We start from the raw sequence: 22,918 nt of genomic DNA, 5'->3' as shown, positions 1-22,918 counted from the left end.
TCGATTTGTTTTTATTGTATTCCACTATCCCAATCTACTGATATTGGCGGCAGGGTCCTTCCAGTTTCAAGCAAGCTCTTCAGGTTACTCAGAATGGCTGGCCAACCATTATTCAAGCCTTCAAAGGTATTGTCATCATATACGAAATCTGTCTCCAATAGCTCCTCATGCCTAAGCGTTAACTTTAAAGTCGAATCATCCATTTTCTGTAATTCAAAAGTGACCCGTGTAGGCTGCTTGCGAGGTGTTTCGTCTCCTGCCATGTTCCATGTATACGAGAGCAGGTGCAACGGCTCACACTTAAGTACATTCCCATGATCAGTAATCCGCCCATCTTCCAGCATATATTTGACGCTTGAACCTTCTTGCCAGTCAGACTGTACTTGCAATCCAAAGTGGTATTTCTTCGTGACTTCACCACTCGTCAGGGCTTCCCAAAGCTTCTCTGGTGTGGTTGCGATATAAATAGGATAGACAAACGTAGTTTTTTTCATAATTCTTTTTCCTCCTCGCCAAATAAGATATCAAGACCGTAACCTAACTCTATCATTGATTGTCGGCTTTCATATACAGCCGGTCAAGCAGTTTTTTGCGACAGAAATCGGCAAAGTCATTGCATTGAAGAAGATTTGAAGTGCATTGCTAAAACCGGATTCTCCGTGACATAAAAGGGCCGTATGGAAACTTCTTGATTTCCAATCGCTTTCAAGCTACGATGAATAAGGAAAATGATAATCCGCCCGGGCGGAAGAGGTTCTAGCTACCCTCTCAAAAAAACTAAGGAGAACAGGGCTCTTTCTTAGGGTGCTGTTTTTTCTGTATAAGGAGAATTAAGAAATGTTAAGAATTTTATTGTATTTAGTATCCATCATCACGGCGAATGTGGTTACAGCAGCTTTTGAGCCATTACATTTTGGCATGTTCATCATCCCGATGGGAACATTGCTCATCGGGGGAACCTTCATCTTCCGAGATCTGGTCCAGAATAAATTCGGCCGCGCGAAGACCTATATATGCATCGTCACTGCACTTATTTTATCTGCATGTGTATCATTTTTATTAGGAGATACGTTACTGATTGTTTTTGCTTCCGCATTATCCTTCGTGGTCGCAGAAACAGCGGATACGGAAATTTATACCCGTTTAAAGCTCCCGATGAGTTGGAGGGTGTTTTACAGCGGGATCGTTGGAGGATTTTTCGATTCGGTGATATTTGTCGTGATTGGCCTAAGTCCATTGGGTGCCAATATATTGCCATGGGAAGCAGTACCCGCTGCGGTCATCGGCCAAATCATCGTTAAAACTATCATTCAGTCCATTGGTGCCGTATTGTTGGGACGAATCAACGTAGAACTGGAGAAACGTGTAGTCTCCAGTTAAATGCCAGGAGGGATGCACTACATGGATGGAACCAAAAAAGAAGAAGATAAATGCTATTGCCTCGAGGCCTTTCGTGAAAAATATGGGGCGCATGTTCAAGGGGAATGTATGAAGCTCTCCTGCGCCAATTATCGCAAGCATAAAGGAATTGACAAAAAAGGACCAAATTAGGTCCTTTTTTTTGCGTGAACGGAGTAACTCACGAGTAAAACGTGCGGAATTCACGATTAAACGGCACTAAATCATGAGAATAGCGCTAAAGCATGATTAAACAGCGCAAAATCATGAGTGCAGTGCAAATACACGAATAAAGAGCGCAACGCCATGAGTGCAGAACGAATTCACGAGTATATGGCCGAAATTCACGAGTAAAAGTGCAAAACTCACGAGTAAATGGCCGAAACTCACGAGTAAAAGTGCAAAATTCACGAGTAAACAGAGCGAAATCATGAGTGCAGCATGAATTTCACGAATAAAAGTGCAAAATTCACGGTAAATGGCACGAAATCATGAGAATAGCGCGAAATCCTGAGTAAACAGCGAGAATTTCACGAATAAACAGTGCGAAATTATGAGTGCAGGACAAATTCAAGAGTAATTAGCCCAAACTCACGAGTAAAAATCAAAAAAAGCTTCCTGCACCGTTCCATTAATGGGGCTAGGAAGCTTTGTATATTGTTTAAAATTGCTCTGTGCTTTTCCGAACTAATTTTTCGAGGAAGAAAAAGCATTCTCGCTTCCGCTCAAGTTCGGTTTGTCCATTTTCGGTGACATGATAATATTTCCTGCGGCCTGACTCGGACTCTTGCCAATGGCCTTTTATGAATTCTTTTTTTTCTAACCGTTTAAGGGCGGGGTAGAGGGTGCCTTCACTTATTTGATATTTGCCCATGCTCATTTCCTTCAAGATCTTCGTGATTTCATAGCCGTATAGCTTTTTTTGTGAAAGAAGTGAAAGCAAAAGGAGGTCAATGCTTCCCTTCATTAATTCTTTATCCAAATAAATTCTCCTCCTTTTCATTTTTAAAGTGTAATACGTTGTACATCGTATCACAAGGTGCATTTTACTTTTCTTAAAAAAAATGGTTAAATGACGATTGCTAAATAAATTTAATCATAGTAAAATGTGCTTCGGAACGGATGAGTTGTGAAGAGTGTGGTAAGGATACTATATACATGATTTAATTGTTTTAATGAAAATACGGAATAGGATAGAAGAATCCCTACTCAAGGGGTATTAATTGATTTTTTTTCGAAAATCATTTAGATTCTATTTATCAACAAGAGCAAAGAAAGAAGGTCCTAGATAGATGAAAGTGAAAGCACCAGAGCCATTCACATATATTGGTGGAAAGAGAGCTGTTCTTTTACTTCACGGGTTTACCGGAAGTACAGGAGATATGAAGAAATTAGGGAAATACTTGAATGATCTCGACTATACTTGCCACGGACCTCTTTATAGAGGGCATGGAGTGTCTGGTGAGGAACTCGTTAAGACTGGTCCAAAGGAATGGTGGGAAGATGTAGTTAATGGCTATAAATTCCTTAAAGAAGAAGGATATGAAGAAATTGCTGTTGTAGGAATTTCTTTAGGAGGAGTGTTCTCATTAAAAGTGGGAATTGAATTGCCTGTAAAAGGCGTAGTTTCAATGTGCGCTCCGACGCAAGGGAAAAGTATCGATCGACAAAAGAACCGCTTGCTCAATTATGCACAGGCTTATAAGAAATTTGAGGGCAAAGATGCAGACCAAATTGCTGCAGAAGTGAAGCTGCTGGAAGAAGAGCCTATGCCTCAACTAAAAGATGTGCTGAATATTATTAATGAGACAGGTGAAAATTTAGATTTAATCACATCACCAACTCTTGTTCTGCAAGGGCGCTTGGATGATCCCGACTATACTGAGAGTGCTACAGCGATTTTCAATGAAGTCGATACGCAGCATAAACACTTGATATGGTATGAAAAATCAGGTCATATTATCACATTGGGCAAAGAACGTGAACAGGTGTATGAAGATGTGTATAAGTTCTTGAATACACTGAATTGGTCGGAGTAATAAGCGAGTTTATAAATCCCCTTTAAGTTGAACGTGTGTAAAGCCTGCATTCATATGTAGGCTTTAACACAATGCTTGAGGGGATTTTATTTTGGCTGAAAATCTATTTGTAGAAAAAGACCTTTAAGTTATCGTTATTATCAAGAGTTGCCAATAAAATATCGTTCACATCGGCATTATATGTTATCTTGATTCTGTTTTTAAGCCATGCTTCGTCTTTGCCGCCCCGCTTCAATTCTTTAGAATCGATCTTCCCTTCTTTAATAATCGTTTTAGGAAAAGCGAAGGCATTTGTTTCTAGGTGCATATCTGCTGGGGTTACTGCTTCATATTGAGAGTATAAAAACAATGAAATGGTACCACCCGGTTCCCATAGTGCGAGGGACACTTTTTGAATATCTTCGACTTTTTCTTTTCTTAATTCCGATAATAAAAAATCGATGGAGATTCGGGCTTTTGCTAAGCTTTTGTAAATGATTTGTCCATTTTCGATAAGTGGAAAGGGGGCGGAGTCAAAAAACCTTCGGATTTTGCCCCACTTAAGACCCGTAAACACACTAATTATATATAAAATCACTAAAACAAAGGTCGTAATCATTGAGCCCTTCAAACCTAACTGTTCATCTGACAAAGGGTGGGCAAGAATGTTTCCAATAATTAATGCCATTATGAAATCAAGTAATCTTAACTGGGAAATGGACCGTTGCCCCATTAATTTAACCGAAAAAAGTAAGAAGAAGAAGGATATAATGGCTCTTAAAGTCCACTGGATTGCAGTAAGAGTTTCCTGGCTATTAAAAAAGTCCACAAAAAATTCACGTCCTTATTTCCTGCAAAGGAGATGTAATGGTCAGTAGGATGAATTGAAACAACTGGGAAGCTTATTTAAAGACCTCTTTAGATGGGCCGTTTATAATTTAAGCCAGCTCCTTCTTAAGTATTACCCAACATCGGTCCTTCTAAGACTTTCTTGACTGTTTTCAAAAAATTTATATTAATATAACAACTTTATAACGTATTGTAATTAAAATTAAACTGATTTAAAATGATATCTTTCCTAAGAAATTTATTTAAAAAATATCCTTGTATAATATCAGTGACGATGGTCTGATAGTTTCTACCTGGCAGCCGTAATGCCGGACTACAAGGAAGTATGAAATAGAAGAGATGGACAGGTTTATGTTGGTTCGCTTGTGATCCAAATAACATGTTTGAATGTAGGCTCTTACTTTTTCACACTTTCTTCCTGCGGCTGAAGGTGTAAAAAGGTGAGGGCTTTTTATATAAAAAAAACGAATGGGAAATGATATAGCCAAAGGGGATGAAAGCATGTATTTCTTATTGAATATACTAGGTGTTTTAGTTGTAATGGGCATCGTTTACCTTTGTTCACCTAATAAAAGGAACGTTAAGTGGAAAGCGATTCTTACCTTGCTGGTTCTTGAATTGCTTATCACATGGTTCATGTTATCGACAAAAATAGGGGCGTGGGTCATCAATCTGATCGCTTCATTCTTCACCTGGTTGATTGAATGTGCGAATGAAGGGATTTCTTTTGTCTTTCCTTCGCTTATGGCAAATGAACAAGTGGATTTCTTTTTCAGCGCATTGATGCCAATTATCTTCATTATCACGTTTTTTGATGTTTTATCGTATTTCGGTATACTTACCTGGATCATTGATAAAGTGGGATGGCTCATCTCAAAAGTATCCGGCTTGCCAAAACTTGAGAGTTTCTTTTCGATTCAGATGATGTTCCTAGGAAATACTGAGGCACTTGCCGTACTCCGCCTTCAACTCAGTGCGATTAAGGATCAGCGTCTTTTGACATTTGGAATCATGAGCATGAGCAGCATTAGCGGTTCAATCATTGGAGCCTACCTGTCCATGGTACCGGCAACCTATGTTTTTGTAGCGATACCTTTGAACTGCTTAAATGCCTTGCTGATAGCTAACATGCTGAATCCCGTCGATGTCAGTAAAGAAGAAGACGTCGTTTATGTACCTTCTAAAGAGGAACGTAAAGATTTCTTTTCCACCATTTCCAACAGTATGCTGGTTGGTGCAAAAATGGTCTTCGTCATCATGGCAATGGTTATCGGCTATGTGGCGTTAACGGCCAGCGTAAACGGCATTTTCGGTTTCTTCGTGGATGGATTGACCATTCAAAAGATATTCTCTGTCATTTTTAGTCCATTTGCATTCTTGCTTGGATTATCTGGACATGATGCCATGTATGTCGCTCAATTGATGGGAATCAAGCTTGCCACAAATGAGTTCGTAGCATTGCTCGATTTAAAAGATAAAGTCAGTACACTGCCTCCGCATACAGTCGCTGTGGCTGTCACTTATCTGACGTCATTTGCGAACTTCAGTACAGTGGGCATGATCTATGGAACATTCAATTCCATCCTCAATGATGAGAAGTCGAACATTATCGGAAGGAATGTTTGGAAGCTGTTGGTTAGCGGGATGGCTGTTTCCTTGCTAAGTGCCATGGTCGTTGGATTATTCGTTTGGTGATTTAAAACATGGGCATCCATTTTTATAAATGGATGCCCTCACTTGTATGAAAAAAGCTGTGCAGGATTTTCCCATGCACAGCTTTTTCGTTTATTTCGTCAAATAGTTCTCCGTATAATATGGTTTATCTTCCTCATCGAAGGCAACTCCGACACCGAGCGATTCAAAATCCTTCTGTAATTTGTTTTCCCTGTGTCCAATGGAATTCATTAGGCCTTCATGGGCATAGATACTGCTATTCTGACCGGCAGCCAGGTTTTCCCCAGCCATTCGAAAATTGATTTTGTCATCTTCCATCCGGTCGAAAGGGGATTCGCCTTCAAGGTTTGTATGGTTGAAGTATTGATTCAAGGCCATATCTGAACTATGATCCTGTGCAGTGACCTTCACTTGTTTATCCCATGATAGCACGGAGAGATCATGATTGACCCGTGAGGCATTGGTCAAATCGAATAATTGATATTCAAAGCCCTTCTTTAATCCGGGACCGGCTTCTGCAAAATAGCCGCTCTTTTGCTTTTCGAGTTTTGCGTCGATGATTTGGATTGCCGTGACTGTATTTTTCTCATGTTTGTCATAAAAAATGGTCACATAGCTATTATCCATTTCAAACATATCGTATTCGCCGCTGTCACTTCGAATCTGGTAATAGACGTTTCCTTTAAGCAGTTTTGTTACAGGCTCCCCCATTTTCCCAGTCACGGTTTCTTTGGGAGTTCCGCGTTTAATGCCTTCCTTTGAGGAAATCAAATCTTGGTTCGTATATAAACCAACAACTTTATTGTTGTTATCATAGGCAACCATGAAGAAGTTTTGATAATTTTCGTGATAGGCAAACCAGTCTACGCCATATTCATTTCGCGTATTCCGTTTAGCTTTACCAGCCAATTTTTCTACATCATCCTTCGTGTCGCCAATTTCGATATTACGGACTGAGAAGGATGCATCAGCAGGTGCTTCCAGAGCTGGTTTTTTCACTTTTTCCGTTTCTTTAGATTCTTTTTCAGAAGCGGTATCCAATGTTTCCGTCAGCGAGCCAATCAGGCTGCTGACTCCAGTACTCAGTTTTTCCAAGGCTGTCGTAACCTCGGGCCCGTTTATAACTGAACGAACATCTGATGCAAAGGCACTAACCCCCGCTTTGAATCCAGACTCCTGAATATCTTTACCATATCCATACCATAATCCAGAGAGTAGGAGTATGAGGACCACAATATTAAACAATTTCCGCAAATCGTTCACTCCTGCTCTATCCAGGATATAAAATCCCGTTTAATGAAAGATCATCGGCACCAAACTTAAGACAGGTGGGGCACATAACAAAAATAGTGAACACAGAATGAGTATTTGTGAGGCCGTTTTTGGAAGCTTTTCCTTCCCTTTTCCGAGTACCAGCCACTGAACTGAAGTTTATTTCTATACCAGACGAATAATAAAATCAGTATCGCAATCGATCCTAGCCAGCCATACTGATTCACACCTATGTTTATATATATGCCGTTTACAATGCTCGAAATGATTGTTCCGGCTATCCCGACACTCCTTGGTTACACCATTATACTTCTTCGATTAAAAAATAAACACTTTAAATGATGTAATATTACATATTATACCAAAAAGAAAGAAGGATAAAACAGGTGCCTTACGAAGGTGAAATTTATGGGATTTTGGGGCTAGCTTTCATTATTAGTTAAATCAGGAGAATTCTTTATAAACAAAAAAAGATTAGCCATTGCGCTAATCTTTTTCATTTAGGATTACTTTAATTGATCATTCAAGACACTTTCCTCGAGAACGGAAAACTTATCACCATACACCCTTGTTATGTGGTTTTCCCCCCATGTACATAGTGCGGATAGGATACTTTCGAGGCTTTGTCCATACTCACTTAGTTCATATTCCACTTTTGGGGGGACTTGGTTATAAACGATCCGATTGATGACACCGTCCTGTTCCAACTCCCGCAATTGTTGAGTCAACATTTTTTGGGTGATGTTTGGCATTAGGCGCTTCAATTCACTAGTCCGCTTTTTTCCGTGGGTCAGATGGCAGAGGATTACGCATTTCCACTTCCCGCCCAGTACTTCCAGTGTTGCTTCAACGGATATATTGTACTTCTTTTTTTGCATGATTTGCATACTCTCCTTATTTTATAGGAACTTTAAGGTACCTATATTACTTTAAAGTACGTACTGTTTTTTATTTGTAATATATCTCATAATAACATTTGCACACCGAATTCCACTGTACCATTTATAAAAAAAGTTGCTTAGGCAATTTCAATGATAGTACAAAACAACAAGAAGGAGAAGAGGATATGATTTCAAATAAAAATAGAAGTACATGGGCATTGCTCGCTTTAGCGATCAGCGCCTTTGCAATTGGAACAACTGAGTTCATCAGCGTGGGATTATTACCACTCATTTCTAAAGATTTACACATTACAGTCACGACGGCGGGATTGACGGTATCTCTATACGCCTTGGGGGTCATGTTCGGGGCACCTATCCTGACATCCCTCACATCGAATATGTCGCGAAAGACTTTATTGCTTTGGATAATGGTCGTGTTCATTATCGGAAATGCATTGGCGGCTTCTGCGACCACGGTCGGTGTATTATTGATCGCACGTGTCATTTCAGCGCTTGCACATGGTATTTTCATGTCGATCGGCGCTACGATTGCGGCTGATTTGGTTCCTGAAAACCGCAGGGCGAGTGCCATCGCCATCATGTTCACAGGTCTAACGGTGGCAACGGTGACCGGAGTTCCGTTTGGAACCTTCATCGGGCAGCAATTCGGCTGGAGATTCGCTTTCATCATCATTGTGGCAATCGGCCTGATCGCTTTCATCGGAAATGGCATCCTTGTCCCATCCGATTTAAGAAAAGCTGCACGGACCACGTTCCGTGACCAAATCAAATTGGTGACGAATGGACGTTTGCTGTTAGTATTCATCATTACAGCGTTAGGATACGGAGGTACATTCGTTGTCTTCACGTACCTGTCGCCATTACTTCAGGAAGTAACAGGGTTTAAAGAAGGAACTGTGGCCTTGATTTTGCTAGTATATGGAGTAGCCATAGCGATAGGGAATACTCTCGGCGGGAAATTGGCCAATCGCAATCCTATTAATGCCCTATTCTATATGTTTCTTATACAAGCCATTGTACTGGTGGTCTTGACCTTCACGGCACCGTTTAAGATAGCTGGTTTAATTACGATCATTTTAATGGGATTGTTTGCATTCATGAATGTTCCAGGGCTTCAAGTGTATGTCGTCATGTTAGCGGAGCGTTTCGTGCCGAGTGCAGTGGACGTGGCGTCAGCCATCAATATTGCCGCCTTCAATGCGGGAATCGCCATTGGTGCCTACTTAGGAGGGGTGATTACCGATTCGATCGGATTGATCCATACAGCGTGGATTGGTGGAGTCATGGTGTTTGCAGCAGTGATTTTAACAGGCTGGAGCCGGGCCTTGGAAAGTAAAGACCGGACCAAGGGAACGGACAAGATAGCATAGGATTAAAAAAGTGATGCATGTTAGAAAAAGCATGCATGCGTATAGAGTATCGATAACATAAGTATCATTGCATCCCTTCAGCGAATGATGGAAGGTTCCTTGAAGGGATGTAATGATACTGATACTAAAAGCGCATTACAATCTATAAAAACAATCATTTGGAGGTAGAGTATTATGGTGAAAAACTTACAAGATACAACTACATTGCATAACGGCGTCAAAATGCCTTGGTTCGGATTGGGCGTATTTAAGGTGGAAGAAGGACCGGAGCTGGTAAATGCAGTTAAAGTGGCCATTAAACATGGTTATCGCAGCATCGATACGGCTGCCATCTATGAAAATGAAGAAGGGGTTGGACAAGGGATTCGTGAGGGCTTAAAAGAAGCTGGAATCTCAAGGGAAGACTTATTCGTAACATCCAAAGTCTGGAATGCCGATTTAGGCTATGAATCGACAATTGCAGCTTACGAAAAAAGCTTACAGAAACTTGGCTTGGAGTACCTGGATTTATATCTTATCCATTGGCCAGTGGAAGGAAAATATAAAGAAGCTTGGAGAGCGTTGGAAACTCTATATAAAGAAGGAAAAGTGAAAGCGATCGGTGTGAGCAATTTCCAGATTCACCACCTAAAAGATTTAATGGAAGATGCAGAAGTGAAGCCGATGGTCAATCAAGTGGAATGCCATCCGCGTTTAACTCAAAAAGAAGTTCAGGCATTCTGTAAGGAACAAGGAATACAACTTGAAGCATGGTCTCCTTTGATGCAAGGTGAACTTCTTGATAATGAGGTTTTACAAGCTATTGCAACCAAGCATGGCAAATCTGTTGCACAAGTCATTTTACGCTGGGATTTACAAAATGGGATTGTAACGATTCCGAAATCAACTAAAGAACATCGTATTGTCGAAAACTCAACTGTATTCGATTTCGAATTGACCGAAGAGGAAATGAACCAAATTGATGGATTGAATCAGAATCACCGTGTTGGTCCAGATCCTGATAATTTCGACTTTTAATTAAGTATGAAGGAGAGGGACGGATATCCGTCCTTCCTTTTTTAATTGGATTACCGCATCGGCATTTACAATGACAGCTTCGGGAATCTGATTAGTTGACACGGTATTACTGAGGTGATATAAATGCATGTGCATACATTTTATAAAAAAGGAGATAAAAAATTATGAATGATTTATTTTCACCTTATCGAATAAAAGAACTTGAACTTAAAAATAGAATCGTCATGCCGCCGATGTGCCAATACTCCGTCGAAGCGGAAGATGGTATACCAACAAACTGGCATCAGCAGCATTATGTAAGCAGGGCAGTTGGCGGCACGGGGTTAATTATAGTTGAAATGACCGATGTGGAGCCTGATGGGCGCATTTCGAATCGGGATCTTGGATTATGGTCCGATGACCAAATTGGAGCTTTCTCCAACATCGTTAAGGAAGTACATCAATACGGTGCAAAAATCGGGATACAAATTGCCCATGCAGGCCGTAAAGCGGAGGATGCCGAAACTCCGGTGGCACCATCAGCCATTGCGTTTGACGAAACGTACAAAACACCAAGAGCTTTAGAAACGGAAGAAGTGAAGGAAATGGTCGATAAATTCCGGGCATCGGCCAGAAGGGCTGTTACAGCAGGATTTGACGTAATTGAATTACATGGTGCTCACGGGTATTTAATCCACCAATTCACATCACCGCTTACGAATAAACGCGATGACGAATATGGAAAAGACCTGACAAAATTCGGAGTGGAAGTCATTAAAGCAGTGAAAAGTGAAATGCCTGCCGACATGCCTTTAATCATGCGCATTTCTGCAAAAGAATACGTTGAAGGCGGATATGGTATTGAAGAAAGTATTGCATTTTCACAAGTCTTTAAAGAAGCAGGCGTCGATATGTTCCATGTAAGCTCTGGAGGAGAAGGCCCGATTGGAGCAGACGGAAGACCTGGTACCCATGCTAGCTATCAAACTCCGTTGGCCAGGGAAATCAAAAATGCCTTGGATATTCCGGTTATTGCTGTAGGTCGATTAGATGATCCGATTCTTGCAAATTCAATCATTGGCAATGAAGAAGCAGATTTGGTTGCCGTCGGCAGAGGAATGCTGCGAAACCCTTATTGGGCATTGGAAGCATCTAAGACTTTGAATAAAAAAACGGAGATACCTGAACAATATCAACTGGGATTCAAGCATTAATACGAATTCATGCTTTAAAACGCTGGCGAATATTATATTCGCCGGCGTTTTTACAGTCAGGCATGAGGGAATTTTCATCAGGAAATCCATTACGTGATGTTTAACTGGAAATTTTGCTATAATGAAAAAGATAAATCAAACGATAATTCGAGGTGCTAATTATGGAAGAAATCAAAATCATTACAACTGAAGAAGTGGAAGCTAAGCTTGAGGCAGGAGAAGCGATGGAACTTGTCGATGTTCGTGAAGACGAAGAAGTGCAAGAGGGAATGATCGAAGGCGCGAAACATATTCGCATGAATGATATCCCGGCAAACCTTGACTATTTTGATAAAGAAAAAGAATATATTTTTATCTGCCGTTCAGGACGCCGCAGTGAAAATGTATGCCATTATCTTCAGGAACAAGGATATAAAGTGGCAAACATGGTTGGCGGAATGCTTGAATGGGACGGCGAAGTCATCGTTAAGTGAGGTTCCTCAAAAAGACCTGTTACTTTTGTAAGCGTAAATCCAGGAATGTGACGGTTTATTTGAATGAAGAAAGAAAAAAGATCATGGTTTTGTTCACAATGCCGTGAATATGCGGAAGACGCGCATATTTGAAGGCGTGAAAAAAAGAGTCCTTTCATCTGAAAGGGCTCTTTTTTCTGTATGAACCTCTCCTTACGGGGACGCAAAAGTTATATGTTAAAATTAGGGTGCTGAAGTCAGAAAATATAGAAAAAGGAGAGTTGGATAATGAATGTTCATAAAATAGCGGTCATTGCGGGTGACGGGATTGGCCCTGAGGTGATTGATGAGGGTGTAAAGGTCCTTAAAGAAGTGGCTTCAATTGCCGGAGATTTTTCTTTCCAGTTCACCTATTTTCCATGGGGCTGTGAATATTATCTTGAGCACGGCAAAATGCTGCCCGACGACGGACTTGAACAACTGATGAAGTTTGACGCTGTGTATCTTGGGGCAGTCGGTTATCCTGGTGTCCCGGACCATATTTCTTTACGTGAACTTCTGCTGAAAATCAGAAAGGGATTTGACCAATATGTGAATGTTCGACCCGTTAAATTGCTTCAAGGTGCACCCTGTCCATTAAAAGACGTGACTCGTGACCAAATCGATATGGTTGTCATACGTGAAAACAGTGAAGGGGAATATTCCGGTGCCGGTGATTGGCTTTTTAAAGGCAAGCCGGAAGAAGTCGTCCTGCAGACGGGGGTCTTTTCAAGAAAAGGGACGGAAAGGATCATCCGTTATGCGTATGAACTTGCACGTAAGACGGGCAGGACGCTAACGAGTATAAGCAAGGCGAACGCATTGAATTATTCAATGGTTTTTTGGGATCAGGTTTTTGAAGAAATTGGACAGGAGTTTCCGGATGTAGAAACGAATTCCTATCTGGTCGATGCGGCGAGCATGTATTTTGTCAAGCAGCCCGAACGGTTTCAAATCGTTGTCACCTCCAATTTGTTTGGTGACATCATCACCGATTTAGGAGCTGCGATTGCAGGGGGGATGGGACTGGCGGCCGGTGCCAATTTAAACCCGGAACGGATTTATCCTTCGATGTTCGAACCGATCCATGGTTCAGCCCCGGATATAGCACATCAAGGCATCGCCAATCCACTTGCGGCCATATGGTCCGCCAGTCAGATTCTCGATTTCTTTGGGCATGAGGTTTGGGGTGCTAAAGTGTTGGACGTGATCGAACAGGTGATGGTCGATAAAAAGGCGCTAACCCCTGATATGGGCGGGACAGCTTCTACAGAAGAAGTCGGGGATGAAGTGGTTGCATTAATATCCGCTTTACAAACAAATCAAGTATAAGATTTTTGAAAAATGGGCATCCTGCACAATAACTATCATTATAGTAAAAGGGCGGGGAGAGCCGATGATACAAGTCAAATTATTTGATTATGAGCATGAAAAGGATCTTGAGGATGAAATGAACTTTTTCCTTGAAGATATTCGTGATAATCAAATCGTCGATATCAAATACAATGTCGCCACTACAGGTGAAGAGGAAGAGGAACAGATCTACTGTTTTAGTGCGATGATCATCTATAAAAAAAAATAAAGGCCGGCTGGCCCTATAATCAATATTAGACTACCTATTGCTTGCTTGCGGGCAATCAAAGGTAGTCTTTTTTCCGTCTTGACTTCCTGGGAAGGGGGCATATACGATGTGGAAATTAGGACGATGTCGCTTCCCCGCCGTTGACATGAAGTGTTTGTCCTGTCACAAAACGGGAATCATCAGAAGCGAGATAGACAAAGGTGGGAGCCAGTTCAAATGGCTGGCCTTGACGCTCCATCGGGTTATCGACTTGTGTCACTTCGTCTGCCGAGAAACTTGCCGGGATGAGGGGGGTCCAAAACCTTCCGGGCGCAACGGCGTTCACCCGGATGCCTTGATCGACAAGACTGTTTGCCAAGGCACGGGTAAAACCAATGTTGGCCCCTTTAGTCGCCGTGTAATCAATTAATTGCTTATTCCCGTTAAACGTCACGACAGAAGATGTATTAATGATGGAGGCCCCGGCTTTTAAATGGGGAAGGGCAGCACGGGTCGTATAGAAGTGGGAATAGATATTCACTTTAAATGTATCATCGAATTGCTCATCCGTAATATCGAGCAAGCTTAATTGCTGAAATTGAATACCCACGTGGTTACAAAGAATATTGAGCTTTCCAAATGTTTCGATGGTGTCTTCCACGATTTTGATACATTGCTGTTTATCCCTTAAGTCACCAGGCAGCAGTAAGCAACGTTGTCCAAACTCTTCAATTCTCGTTTTAGTCCGATTGGCATCCTCATGTTCATCCAGATAAGCGATAGAAACATCTGCGCCTTCTTTAGCAAAAGCGATGGCAGCTGCAGCGCCAATTCCACTGTCTCCGCCAGTTATCAATGCGACTTTACCTGTTAATTTCCCACTGCCCTTATAATTGGGATTTTCGATGATGGGCCGGGGCACCATTAATTTTTCTACACCAGGCTGGCGAAATTGCCGTTGCTCCGGAACCGTGATGGGTACGTCTTGATAACGGGTGATCTTTCCAAAATTCGGATGCATGGGATAGCTTTTACCGGATGATTTCTTTTTCTTATCTTCTGCCATGAGGGGTCCTCCTAAAAAAGAATTTAGTCGGATTACTCTATGACGATCAGGTATATGCCGTGCATGAAGAACATGTATGGGTACGGGCTCGTTGCCGTACAGCTAGAATATGCTGGAGTGTAGAAAAATAGTTTTTGGAGGCCTCTATATGCCATATTATTATAGCGAAGAAGTGAAATTGTTATTGGTCGATCAATCTGATGAAAAGGTGGAGTTGTTATATGATTCCAACCCAAATACCTTTGAATTGCCGCTTATAGGACCGAGACCGCCATATTATTATAACCCGCGCTATGTGCCGTATTATCCCGTAATTTAAGGGTGAACATACTAAGGGAAAATGCATAGAACGGAGTTTGCTGAAATGGGCTGCCTTGGTCTTTCAATGAGTGGACTAAAAGCAGCCTCAATTCGATTCAACTAAATTCCCGATCATAACAGATGTCATTAAGAAAAACTGATTATATTTTTCTGTGAATTTTACAAATACGGAGATAATGGGTAAAGTTATACATAATACATAGAGCGGACTGGTGTATTTAAAGGAGAGATCCATTTTGGATTACAATATGAAACAACTAATAGAAAATCTACAGCAATCGGATGGTGGACATATCTTATACTGTTTTAATGAATTGGAGTCATACATTGAAAATGAGGCAACATTCATCATTGCCGGTGTTGAACAGGGAGACCATATTCTGGTCGTCGAAAATGACCGTATTTTTCCTTTCGTGTACAAGAAATTGCAGCTTCATTTAAATGAGGAGCAATTGGAGCAAGTGCATCTTATGAATAATTTTGATTTTTATTGCTTTCATGGAGACTTCCATCCTTCGACGATGGTTAATTATTTCTTGGAAAATATCGATTCATACACTGAACGCAATCAGCACGTGCGGACTTGGGGTCATGTTGAATGGGGCCATGACGATCAAGCCTGCTTTGCGATAGGCGAATATGAAAAAGGAATCGACAAACTGATCAAGGAACGAGGATTGATTTCGGTTTGTGCGTACGATGACTGCAGAGTGCCTGCCGAGCTTAGGACAAACTTGATCAAGCATCATGGGGTCCTGATAACCGATGAAAAAATCACGATTTTAGCAAACGGATAGAATGGAAGGGGGCAAGTTATTTGGAAAGTTTTACTGAACAGGTAATTAATATCATACGACAAATCCCTTCCGGTAAAGTGATGACATATGGTCAAATTGGACAGCTCGCCGGAAGTCCGCGCGGTGCAAGGCAGGTCGTAAGGATCCTTCATTCAAGCAGCAAAAATCATGACCTTCCTTGGCACCGGATAATCAATGCCAAAGGAGAAATCGGCATAAAAGCGGAGGGCGCCGCAGAACACCAGAAGGCGATGCTAGAGAGTGAAGGCATCACATTCACGGAACGGAATACCATTGATCTCGAAGCTTTTCGCCATCATCCAGAAATGTTTTAAACGGAAAGCCGGATAAAATAGGCGGCGGCCGAAATAATTGAGAGAGTGGCCGAATTAAGTTCCATGTAGGTCGAAAAAATGCGCCAACGGTCGAATTAAGTATGAGAACGGTCGAATAAAAAGTGTGGACGGTCGAATAAACTGTACCAACGGCTGAAAAGCCGGCGCCAACACCTGAATTAATGCCTAACAAACACCGAATGGATGTGAAGGCTTACGAAATCGCATTAAAGAGGCTGATCCAAGCGGATCAGCCTCTTTTACGAATTATGAACGGGCATACATGGCAGCATTCATTCCGGCGAGTCTGCCGGTTACTAATGCCGATGTGATATTATAGCCGCCTGTGTATCCGTGTATATCCAGAATTTCACCGCAGAAATACAGTCCGTCCATTAGTTTGGATGCCATTTCCTTTGGATGTATTTCTTTGACGGATACGCCGCCGCCCGTGACGAAGGCTTTTTCCAGCGGCTGGGTGCCGTGCACTCCGAATTGGAAGTCCTTGCATAATTCTGCAAAACGGCGGATTTTTTCATTTGATATCGTCGCTCCTTGTTCTTGAAGGTCGATGCCGCTTCGCTCAAGCAGGAAGTGAAGGTATCGTTCAGGAACTAAGCCTTTTAAGGTGTTTTTAATGGCTTTTTTCGGTTCGGCTTTGATTTCCTTCATGATATCTTGAAAAACCTCTTCCTTGTTTCGGTCCGGCAGGGCATCGAGTTTCATGGTCACTTCCGATAGGTTCCATTTTTTCATCGCTTTCACGACGAATTGGCTGCATCTTAGAACAGCTGGACCGGAGACGCCAAAATGGGTGAAGAGCATATCCATTCGGTGTGTGATCAGGGCCTTGCCCTTTGGGTTAAGGACACTCAATGAAACATCGCGAAGTGCAAGACCTTGAAGTGTTCGATCTTTAATGAATGTTTCATGGCTAAGTACGGGAACTTCAGTTGGGAACAGCTCGGTAATCGTATGTCCCGCCTTTTTAGCCCATGCGTAGCCGTCTCCCGTTGAACCGGTGTGGGGAACTGATTTCCCGCCGACTGCAATAACAACTGCATCCGTGTCAATGGTCTGGCCATCTTTTAACCGGACACCGCTGGTTTTTCCATGTTCATAGAGAACTTCCGCAACTGGAGAGTTCTTATAGATCGTTACTTTTAAATTCGATAGGCGCGTCAGCAGGGCATCCACGACACTTTGCGCTTTATCGTTGACAGGGAACATCCGTCCATGGTCCTCTTCTTTTAGAGCCACGCCCAATTTTTCAAAGAATTGAATAATGTCCTCATTATTGAACTCTGAGAAAGCACTGTATAGAAATCGCCCGTTTCCAGGGATATGCTGAATGATTTCATCGATTGAGAGCCTGTTCGTCACGTTGCAGCGTCCGCCGCCCGAGATTGCAAGTTTCCTGCCAAGCTTCTCGCCTTTATCCACTAACAAGACATGGGCACCTTTTTCACCGGCTGCAATTGCTGCCATCAATCCGGAAGGGCCGCCGCCAATTACCACTACATCATATTTCAAATTGATCACCACTTTATCATTTTCAGTCCCTTCATTATATAGCAAGAGCCCGTCAGATTGCGAATGTAGAAGAAAAGGAATTATTTGTTTGTGTATTATCATCGAAAACGATAAACTTGAGTGTAGTTTTCTATAGAAAAAATACTTTAATATGATAAGATAAAGAGCGTGTGAAACGTAACTGACAGAGGCAGGAAGGGATTAGATGTCATCTAAGTTTTTAAAAGGGGCTTTTATATTAACGCTGGGAGCGATCATATCCAAGATACTTGGTTTATTTTACGTCATCCCATTTGAACATATGGTTGGGAATAAAGGGGCTACCCTCTATCAATATGGGTACGTTCCATATACCATTTTCATTAGCTTTGCAACGGCAGGCATGCCGCTTGCTGTTTCTAAATTCATTTCGAAGTATAATGCGCTCGAGGAATACGCCGTTGGTGAGAAGTTATTTAAATCGAGCCTGAAATTAATGGTTGTCACCGGTTTTCTCGCTTTTTTGATTCTCTATACGATGGCCCCGCTGTTTACTGGAGTCTTTGGGGTCAAGAAGGAAGATGTCAGTGATGTCACGGAGATCATACGGGCAGTCAGCTTCGCCTTGATTTTTGTACCATTCATGAGCATCATCCGCGGCTTCTTTCAAGGTCATGAAGCGATGGAACCAACGGCCATATCTCAGGTTATCGAACAAATTGTCCGCATCGTGTTCCTTTTGGCTGGTGTGTATGTTGTTTTAAATGTCTTGGATGGAGAGTTAGTAAGAGCCATCCAAGTAGCTACTTTCGCGGCGACGGTCGGGGCTGTCGGCGGTTTAGTGGTGTTATTTTGGTATTGGAAAAAACAAAAACCCCATTTGGACAGCTTGATGAAGAAAGACCGGGGGACGATGGAAATTTCCCTGAAGGAGATCTATAAAGAAATATTTCTTTCGTCGATTCCTTTCATATTTGTCGGAATCGCGATGCCATTGTTTCAGTTTGCGGACTTGCTATCTTTCAATAAGGCGATGTCTTCAATCGGTTTGCAGCATGTTGCTGAGGATGCACTTGGGGTGTTGAATGTATATGCCCAGAAGCTTGTCTTGATTCCGATGACGCTTGCAACCGGATTTTCAATGGCGCTTCTGCCCTCGGTGACGAAGGCATATGTAAGTGAGGATTCGGAAGAGTTAAACCGCCAGCTGAACCAAGCCTTCCAAATTTTGTTGTTCATTACGATTCCAGCTGTCGTTGGCATGTCGGTGCTAGCCGATCCAATCTATAGTGCCTTTTACAGCCATGATCCACTTGGAATCAGTGTCCTGAAGGCATATGCGCCCGTTTCCATCTTATTTGCCCTTTTTTCCGTTTCGGCGGCCATTTTACAAGGCATCAATCAGCAAAAATATACGGTGCTCAGCCTGCTTGTGGGCTTTTTAATCAAATTGAGCTTGAATATTCCGATGATCAAGTTGTTTGAAACGGAAGGATCCGTTTATGCCACGGCATTCGGCTACTTGGCTGCTGTGCTGCTGAATTTGTATGTCATCACCTACTTTACTGGATATCGTTACAGCCTTACCATCAGAAGATCTGTTTTGATCACTGTTTTTTCAATGATCATGGGACTGGCTGCATGGGGCATGAACAGTTTATTATCGCTGTGGCTTACAACGGAAGGGCGATTCCAGGCGATTTTGATCGTGGCCGTTTGTGCAATTTTTGGAGCGCTCATTTATGCGGCGCTTTCCTTGAAAAGCAAACTTGCCCATCGTTTGTTCGGTACCCGGATCGATCGGTTAAAAGCTAAATTAGGATTATAAGCTGGAAGTTTGATGTGTAAAATAAAGGGTATTGAATGGTGAATCCCCAGATTAAAATATATTGGCCTTGCCTGTTATTAAAGTGGGCAAGGCTTTTTACTGAAAAAGGCTTTAGGAGGAAACGATGAGAATAGATAAGATTTTATCCAATATTGGTTATGGCAGCAGGAAAGAAGTGAAAAAACTCCTGAAATCCGGCGCCGTCAAGGTCAATGACAGACTGCTTAAGGACCCGAAGGAACAAGTGGACCCTGATACGGAAATCGTTACGGTTCATGGTGAACGGGTTGAATACAGGGAATTCATATATTTAATGATGAATAAACCGCCAGGCGTATTGTCGGCAACGGAAGACAACTACCAAGAAACGGTCATCGACATCTTGGAGCCCGAAGATTCGGTATTCGAGCCATTTCCTGTAGGCCGTCTTGATAAGGACACGGAAGGTTTATTGCTGATCACGAATGACGGAAAGCTTGCCCACCAACTCCTTTCTCCAAAGAAACATGTCCCTAAAACATATTTTGCGGTCATTGATGGCGAAGTGACGGAACGGGATATCGAGGCATTCCGCAACGGCGTGACCTTGGATGATGGATACGAAACAAAACCAGGTGAATTGAACATTTTAAAATCAGGTCTGACATCGGATATCGAGCTAACGATCATGGAAGGAAAGTTCCATCAGGTGAAGCGGATGTTTGAGGCTGTTGGCAAACGTGTCGTCTACCTAAAGCGTCTTTCCATGGGGAGTTTACAGCTTGATGAGGAACTTGAGCTTGGTGAATACCGTGAGTTGACGGCGGAGGAGCTTGAACAGTTAAAGGCAGGCCAACCGACTGAATGATATCTGGATACAAAAAATGAGGCGGACAATATTGTCCGCCTCAAAGTATTTTACATATCGATCTTGTTCGGGTGGTCGTTCTTTTTACGATGACATCTTCACCTTTTTACTTGTTGTCGTCCAAAGGCCTCGGCTTGGGCTTTGAACAAGGTCATTGTATGCTAAGACATTTAAATCGCGCTGCACAGTTCGAGGAGTGATGCCAAATTCTTCTACAAGCTCTTGAGTAGAAACCGTACCGTTATTACTAATGAACATATAAACGGATTTAATACGGGTTAACATGCGATTTGTTGAAGGTTTCAAAAAATCACTCCTTATTCTTTTCATTGTTATTTTGAACAAATGAAAACAACCGATATGTCGGACAGCATTTCAGCTGTCACTATGTACTTGCTATACCCACCCTATAACTCCTCGGAAACATTTAGAAAAAATAAGATGTCATTAGATTCATTCTACCCCTTTGCAAAAGCAAATTCTAGGAAAAGATACTAATTGACTAAATATTACATTTATTATATCAAATTTTAACAAAATTATTCTCTTTACCTATACAAAATTAATAAAGAGCTGTTCCATTTGTTCATGCTCATATTTTGCCAATACAGGATGCTTACTATGCACACAACACGAACGTTGACTTTTAAAGCATATACATGTTATTTTACTTAAAACGGATCGTAAATCGTAACAATTACGCTTTGTGTATTGATACAGGAATTGCTTGATGGCTTGCGGTTACGATGTCATAATGAGGTATCGGGCAGTACAGACTTTTCATACATATCTAAAAGGATTTAAATATAAACCAATTCGAGGTAGAGCCATATGAACGAAAGATTAATGGAGTTTTTATTGCGCGACGAAGTAACCAGACTTTCTGGCGTCAAAAAACAAGTGTATGAATTCATCGTGAACGAAGAAGATTATCTTGCATCGAAGGCGGACACGGTCGATCAATTCATGAGATTGCTGGTAAAGCATTCTCCGCCTAGGCTCGCAGCCCGTCATTTCAATATGCCTTATGGGGAAATCATTCGTTTCATGAATGAAATAGAAGATGAACTGAATGAGAGATTAGAGGAAAGATGCAAGAAAGTGAAGTGGATGGACTACACGGAAAAGGACCAGCAGGCATTTGTGGAATATCATAGGAAGTTATATCTATTTGTAAATTAATAAATTGGATCATGAAAATGCCCTGGTATGAAAGGGCATTTCAGACTGTAGACAAACTCGATGATAATCGAATTTGTCTACAGTTTTTTTTAGGGATTTGTACAATAAACGTTGATTTCCACTCCAGGCTCCCGGACCGCCCGCGGAAAGCGAGTGCCTGGAGTAGAAATCAACGTTGTGATGAAGGTGACGCTTTGGGCTAATTGGTCCCTGAACATCATTTAGTCCGGCAGTTATTGATTTCCCGAAAGTGATCGCTAAAATTAGACTGGTTAAACGTCCTTTATTCCGAATACACTTGGCATTCGCCGAATCTGAAAAACGGGAATTATACTATTGTATAGTTCCCGTTTCTTTCTTGTATTTAAGAAAGAATCAAATTTGTTGCGGTCTCTTTAAACGAAGAGATGAAATCTTTATGCAGATGATCGTCCGTTATGATGTAATCGATTTTATCCAGTGATGATATCCCGATGGTCACGTCTTTCCCGAACTTTGTGCTGTCAGCGGCTACATAGACTTCTTGGGATAGATCGATGATTTTTTTTCGTGTGTTCGCTTCTTCTAAATTATAGTCGGATATGCCTTTTTCAACGGTTATGCCACTCGCACAAATGAATGCTTTTGAAATATTCAATTCACTAAAGTTGAATAAGTAGTCAAATGCAACAATGGATTGTTCATTTCGCCTGACTTTCCCGCCAATGATCAATATCTCGATATCGCTATGAATGAGCTCATTTACAACGGGAATCGAACTGGTTATCACGGTCAGTTTCTTTTTCTGTTTTATATATTTAGCGATTTGATAGGTTGTCGAACCACTATCGATATAAATGCAATCACCATCGTCGATATACTCACTGCATTTTTGGGCGATGCATTCCTTTTCTTCTAATTGACTGAACATCCGTTCATCTATCGTCGATTCTCCAAACTTCGATTGAACCAGCTTAACGCCGCCATAGATCTTTTCAATTTTTCCTTGCCTTGTAAGAAGGTTAATATCCCTTCTGATGGTTTCGATGGAAACTTGCATTTCTTCAGTAAGCTCGGCAATCTTCATAACTTTTCTAATCGTTAATAACTCGATGATCTTCTTTTGCCTTTCAAGAGGAAGCATAAGTTACACCCGCCTATTCTTCATATCTATCTTCCTGATATTCAGTTTAAGTGTACTGTTTACCGCGAACATATTCAACATATAGATGATAAAAATATCAATAGTTAGTCAAAAATTAGTATTAAGTTGGTAAGAAAGTGTTCAATATTTACAGAGTATTTA

25 protein-coding genes and 2 riboswitches are annotated in these 22,918 nt (G+C 41.6%); of the genes, 16 read left to right on the top strand and 9 right to left on the bottom strand.

The window, feature by feature from the left end:
* Positions 1 to 11: 11 nt before the first annotated feature.
* Positions 12 to 494, bottom strand: coding sequence for an SRPBCC family protein (locus OSJ91_RS21045; RefSeq protein ID WP_350299807.1), 483 nt, complete (start codon positions 492 to 494; stop codon positions 12 to 14).
* A gap of 250 nt (positions 495 to 744) precedes the next feature.
* A riboswitch (PreQ1 riboswitch) is annotated at positions 745 to 787 on the top strand.
* Positions 788 to 837: 50 nt separating this feature from the next.
* Here OSJ91_RS21045 and OSJ91_RS21040 point away from each other — a divergent pair.
* Complete coding sequence (locus tag OSJ91_RS21040; protein ID WP_202311604.1) at positions 838 to 1,380, top strand: VUT family protein; 543 nt, start codon at positions 838 to 840, stop codon at positions 1,378 to 1,380.
* Between the two features lie 21 nt (positions 1,381 to 1,401).
* On the top strand, positions 1,402 to 1,551 hold the full coding sequence (locus OSJ91_RS21035) for a hypothetical protein (RefSeq protein ID WP_485890356.1): 150 nt from the start codon (positions 1,402 to 1,404) through the stop codon (positions 1,549 to 1,551).
* Positions 1,552 to 2,059: 508 nt separating this feature from the next.
* Here OSJ91_RS21035 and OSJ91_RS21030 read toward each other — a convergent pair.
* On the bottom strand, positions 2,060 to 2,380 hold the full coding sequence (locus tag OSJ91_RS21030; protein WP_350299805.1) for a PadR family transcriptional regulator: 321 nt from the start codon (positions 2,378 to 2,380) through the stop codon (positions 2,060 to 2,062).
* Positions 2,381 to 2,690: 310 nt separating this feature from the next.
* Here OSJ91_RS21030 and OSJ91_RS21025 point away from each other — a divergent pair, with 310 nt between their 5' ends.
* On the top strand, positions 2,691 to 3,437 hold the full coding sequence (locus tag OSJ91_RS21025) for an alpha/beta hydrolase (protein WP_350299804.1): 747 nt from the start codon (positions 2,691 to 2,693) through the stop codon (positions 3,435 to 3,437).
* A gap of 103 nt (positions 3,438 to 3,540) precedes the next feature.
* On the opposite strand, the gene OSJ91_RS21020 is transcribed toward OSJ91_RS21025, so the two are convergent.
* Positions 3,541 to 4,245 carry a DUF421 domain-containing protein gene (locus OSJ91_RS21020; RefSeq protein WP_485890355.1) on the bottom strand — a complete coding sequence of 235 codons (705 nt, stop codon included), beginning with the start codon at positions 4,243 to 4,245 and terminating at the stop codon, positions 3,541 to 3,543.
* Positions 4,246 to 4,500: 255 nt separating this feature from the next.
* A riboswitch (purine riboswitch) is annotated at positions 4,501 to 4,601 on the top strand.
* Between the two features lie 165 nt (positions 4,602 to 4,766).
* On the opposite strand from OSJ91_RS21020, the gene OSJ91_RS21015 reads away from it, so the two are divergent.
* Positions 4,767 to 5,960 carry a nucleoside transporter C-terminal domain-containing protein gene (locus OSJ91_RS21015; RefSeq protein WP_101223498.1) on the top strand — a complete coding sequence of 398 codons (1,194 nt, stop codon included), beginning with the start codon at positions 4,767 to 4,769 and terminating at the stop codon, positions 5,958 to 5,960.
* A gap of 90 nt (positions 5,961 to 6,050) precedes the next feature.
* Here the strand turns inward: OSJ91_RS21015 and OSJ91_RS21010 are convergent, their stop codons facing one another.
* The gene (locus OSJ91_RS21010) at positions 6,051 to 7,202 is read right to left on the bottom strand and encodes a CAP domain-containing protein (protein ID WP_485890354.1); all 1,152 of its coding nucleotides are present in this window, start codon (positions 7,200 to 7,202) and stop codon (positions 6,051 to 6,053) included.
* A gap of 515 nt (positions 7,203 to 7,717) precedes the next feature.
* The gene (locus tag OSJ91_RS21005; protein WP_063232600.1) at positions 7,718 to 8,089 is read right to left on the bottom strand and encodes a winged helix-turn-helix transcriptional regulator; all 372 of its coding nucleotides are present in this window, start codon (positions 8,087 to 8,089) and stop codon (positions 7,718 to 7,720) included.
* A gap of 188 nt (positions 8,090 to 8,277) precedes the next feature.
* Here OSJ91_RS21005 and OSJ91_RS21000 point away from each other — a divergent pair, with 188 nt between their 5' ends.
* From OSJ91_RS21000 to OSJ91_RS20975, 6 genes are all read left to right on the top strand, one after another.
* The gene (locus OSJ91_RS21000) at positions 8,278 to 9,483 is read left to right on the top strand and encodes an MFS transporter (RefSeq protein ID WP_289350663.1); all 1,206 of its coding nucleotides are present in this window, start codon (positions 8,278 to 8,280) and stop codon (positions 9,481 to 9,483) included.
* A gap of 174 nt (positions 9,484 to 9,657) precedes the next feature.
* Positions 9,658 to 10,500 carry an aldo/keto reductase gene (locus tag OSJ91_RS20995; RefSeq protein WP_048681988.1) on the top strand — a complete coding sequence of 281 codons (843 nt, stop codon included), beginning with the start codon at positions 9,658 to 9,660 and terminating at the stop codon, positions 10,498 to 10,500.
* 164 nt (positions 10,501 to 10,664) lie between these two features.
* Positions 10,665 to 11,693 carry an NADH:flavin oxidoreductase/NADH oxidase gene (locus tag OSJ91_RS20990; RefSeq protein ID WP_485890353.1) on the top strand — a complete coding sequence of 343 codons (1,029 nt, stop codon included), beginning with the start codon at positions 10,665 to 10,667 and terminating at the stop codon, positions 11,691 to 11,693.
* Positions 11,694 to 11,854: 161 nt separating this feature from the next.
* Complete coding sequence (locus OSJ91_RS20985; RefSeq protein ID WP_034309364.1) at positions 11,855 to 12,166, top strand: rhodanese-like domain-containing protein; 312 nt, start codon at positions 11,855 to 11,857, stop codon at positions 12,164 to 12,166.
* A 267-nt stretch (positions 12,167 to 12,433) separates the two neighbouring features.
* Positions 12,434 to 13,516, top strand: coding sequence for a tartrate dehydrogenase (locus tag OSJ91_RS20980; protein WP_350299799.1), 1,083 nt, complete (start codon positions 12,434 to 12,436; stop codon positions 13,514 to 13,516).
* Positions 13,517 to 13,580: 64 nt separating this feature from the next.
* Positions 13,581 to 13,766: a sporulation protein Cse60 gene (locus OSJ91_RS20975; protein ID WP_048682016.1), complete on the top strand. Its 186-nt coding sequence runs from the start codon at positions 13,581 to 13,583 to the stop codon at positions 13,764 to 13,766.
* Positions 13,767 to 13,881: 115 nt separating this feature from the next.
* Here the strand turns inward: OSJ91_RS20975 and OSJ91_RS20970 are convergent, their stop codons facing one another.
* Positions 13,882 to 14,811: an SDR family oxidoreductase gene (locus tag OSJ91_RS20970; RefSeq protein WP_485890352.1), complete on the bottom strand. Its 930-nt coding sequence runs from the start codon at positions 14,809 to 14,811 to the stop codon at positions 13,882 to 13,884.
* Between the two features lie 148 nt (positions 14,812 to 14,959).
* On the opposite strand from OSJ91_RS20970, the gene OSJ91_RS20965 reads away from it, so the two are divergent.
* From OSJ91_RS20965 to OSJ91_RS20955, 3 genes are all read left to right on the top strand, one after another.
* Positions 14,960 to 15,130, top strand: coding sequence for a hypothetical protein (locus OSJ91_RS20965; protein WP_170971649.1), 171 nt, complete (start codon positions 14,960 to 14,962; stop codon positions 15,128 to 15,130).
* Positions 15,131 to 15,368: 238 nt separating this feature from the next.
* Positions 15,369 to 15,929: an MEDS domain-containing protein gene (locus tag OSJ91_RS20960; protein WP_350299797.1), complete on the top strand. Its 561-nt coding sequence runs from the start codon at positions 15,369 to 15,371 to the stop codon at positions 15,927 to 15,929.
* A gap of 20 nt (positions 15,930 to 15,949) precedes the next feature.
* Complete coding sequence (locus OSJ91_RS20955) at positions 15,950 to 16,264, top strand: MGMT family protein (protein WP_485890351.1); 315 nt, start codon at positions 15,950 to 15,952, stop codon at positions 16,262 to 16,264.
* Between the two features lie 267 nt (positions 16,265 to 16,531).
* Here the strand turns inward: OSJ91_RS20955 and OSJ91_RS20950 are convergent, their stop codons facing one another.
* Positions 16,532 to 17,797, bottom strand: coding sequence for a BaiN/RdsA family NAD(P)/FAD-dependent oxidoreductase (locus tag OSJ91_RS20950; protein WP_144477186.1), 1,266 nt, complete (start codon positions 17,795 to 17,797; stop codon positions 16,532 to 16,534).
* Between the two features lie 205 nt (positions 17,798 to 18,002).
* Here OSJ91_RS20950 and OSJ91_RS20945 point away from each other — a divergent pair, with 205 nt between their 5' ends.
* Complete coding sequence (locus tag OSJ91_RS20945; protein WP_485890350.1) at positions 18,003 to 19,604, top strand: putative polysaccharide biosynthesis protein; 1,602 nt, start codon at positions 18,003 to 18,005, stop codon at positions 19,602 to 19,604.
* Positions 19,605 to 19,728: 124 nt separating this feature from the next.
* Complete coding sequence (locus OSJ91_RS20940; protein ID WP_350299793.1) at positions 19,729 to 20,451, top strand: pseudouridine synthase; 723 nt, start codon at positions 19,729 to 19,731, stop codon at positions 20,449 to 20,451.
* Between the two features lie 84 nt (positions 20,452 to 20,535).
* On the opposite strand, the gene OSJ91_RS20935 is transcribed toward OSJ91_RS20940, so the two are convergent.
* Complete coding sequence (locus OSJ91_RS20935; RefSeq protein ID WP_034309346.1) at positions 20,536 to 20,757, bottom strand: DeoR family transcriptional regulator; 222 nt, start codon at positions 20,755 to 20,757, stop codon at positions 20,536 to 20,538.
* A 525-nt stretch (positions 20,758 to 21,282) separates the two neighbouring features.
* On the opposite strand from OSJ91_RS20935, the gene OSJ91_RS20930 reads away from it, so the two are divergent.
* Positions 21,283 to 21,633, top strand: coding sequence for a hypothetical protein (locus OSJ91_RS20930; protein WP_098372038.1), 351 nt, complete (start codon positions 21,283 to 21,285; stop codon positions 21,631 to 21,633).
* A gap of 364 nt (positions 21,634 to 21,997) precedes the next feature.
* Here OSJ91_RS20930 and OSJ91_RS20925 read toward each other — a convergent pair whose 3' ends face one another.
* A complete protein-coding gene (locus OSJ91_RS20925) occupies positions 21,998 to 22,756 on the bottom strand; it encodes a DeoR/GlpR family DNA-binding transcription regulator (RefSeq protein WP_485890349.1) in 759 nt (252 codons plus the stop codon).
* Between the last annotated feature and the right edge of the window lie 162 nt (positions 22,757 to 22,918).

Source organism: Bacillus sp. T-10(2022) (assembly GCF_056502895.1).
This window is presented reverse-complemented; position numbering and strand designations above follow the sequence as displayed.

What these genes read in the sequence shown, in the direction of transcription:
- OSJ91_RS21045 (WP_350299807.1), bottom strand. Translation starts at nt 494, where the DNA reads ATGAAAAAAACTACGTTTGTCTATCCTATTTATATCGCAACCACACCA.
- OSJ91_RS21040 (WP_202311604.1), top strand. Translation starts at nt 838, where the DNA reads ATGTTAAGAATTTTATTGTATTTAGTATCCATCATCACGGCGAATGTG.
- OSJ91_RS21035 (WP_485890356.1), top strand. Translation starts at nt 1,402, where the DNA reads ATGGATGGAACCAAAAAAGAAGAAGATAAATGCTATTGCCTCGAGGCC.
- OSJ91_RS21025 (WP_350299804.1), top strand. Translation starts at nt 2,691, where the DNA reads ATGAAAGTGAAAGCACCAGAGCCATTCACATATATTGGTGGAAAGAGA.
- OSJ91_RS21015 (WP_101223498.1), top strand. Translation starts at nt 4,767, where the DNA reads ATGTATTTCTTATTGAATATACTAGGTGTTTTAGTTGTAATGGGCATC.
- OSJ91_RS21005 (WP_063232600.1), bottom strand. Translation starts at nt 8,089, where the DNA reads ATGCAAAAAAAGAAGTACAATATATCCGTTGAAGCAACACTGGAAGTA.
- OSJ91_RS21000 (WP_289350663.1), top strand. Translation starts at nt 8,278, where the DNA reads ATGATTTCAAATAAAAATAGAAGTACATGGGCATTGCTCGCTTTAGCG.
- OSJ91_RS20995 (WP_048681988.1), top strand. Translation starts at nt 9,658, where the DNA reads ATGGTGAAAAACTTACAAGATACAACTACATTGCATAACGGCGTCAAA.
- OSJ91_RS20990 (WP_485890353.1), top strand. Translation starts at nt 10,665, where the DNA reads ATGAATGATTTATTTTCACCTTATCGAATAAAAGAACTTGAACTTAAA.
- OSJ91_RS20985 (WP_034309364.1), top strand. Translation starts at nt 11,855, where the DNA reads ATGGAAGAAATCAAAATCATTACAACTGAAGAAGTGGAAGCTAAGCTT.
- OSJ91_RS20980 (WP_350299799.1), top strand. Translation starts at nt 12,434, where the DNA reads ATGAATGTTCATAAAATAGCGGTCATTGCGGGTGACGGGATTGGCCCT.
- OSJ91_RS20975 (WP_048682016.1), top strand. Translation starts at nt 13,581, where the DNA reads ATGATACAAGTCAAATTATTTGATTATGAGCATGAAAAGGATCTTGAG.
- OSJ91_RS20970 (WP_485890352.1), bottom strand. Translation starts at nt 14,811, where the DNA reads ATGGCAGAAGATAAGAAAAAGAAATCATCCGGTAAAAGCTATCCCATG.
- OSJ91_RS20965 (WP_170971649.1), top strand. Translation starts at nt 14,960, where the DNA reads ATGCCATATTATTATAGCGAAGAAGTGAAATTGTTATTGGTCGATCAA.
- OSJ91_RS20945 (WP_485890350.1), top strand. Translation starts at nt 18,003, where the DNA reads ATGTCATCTAAGTTTTTAAAAGGGGCTTTTATATTAACGCTGGGAGCG.
- OSJ91_RS20940 (WP_350299793.1), top strand. Translation starts at nt 19,729, where the DNA reads ATGAGAATAGATAAGATTTTATCCAATATTGGTTATGGCAGCAGGAAA.
- OSJ91_RS20930 (WP_098372038.1), top strand. Translation starts at nt 21,283, where the DNA reads ATGAACGAAAGATTAATGGAGTTTTTATTGCGCGACGAAGTAACCAGA.
- OSJ91_RS20925 (WP_485890349.1), bottom strand. Translation starts at nt 22,756, where the DNA reads ATGCTTCCTCTTGAAAGGCAAAAGAAGATCATCGAGTTATTAACGATT.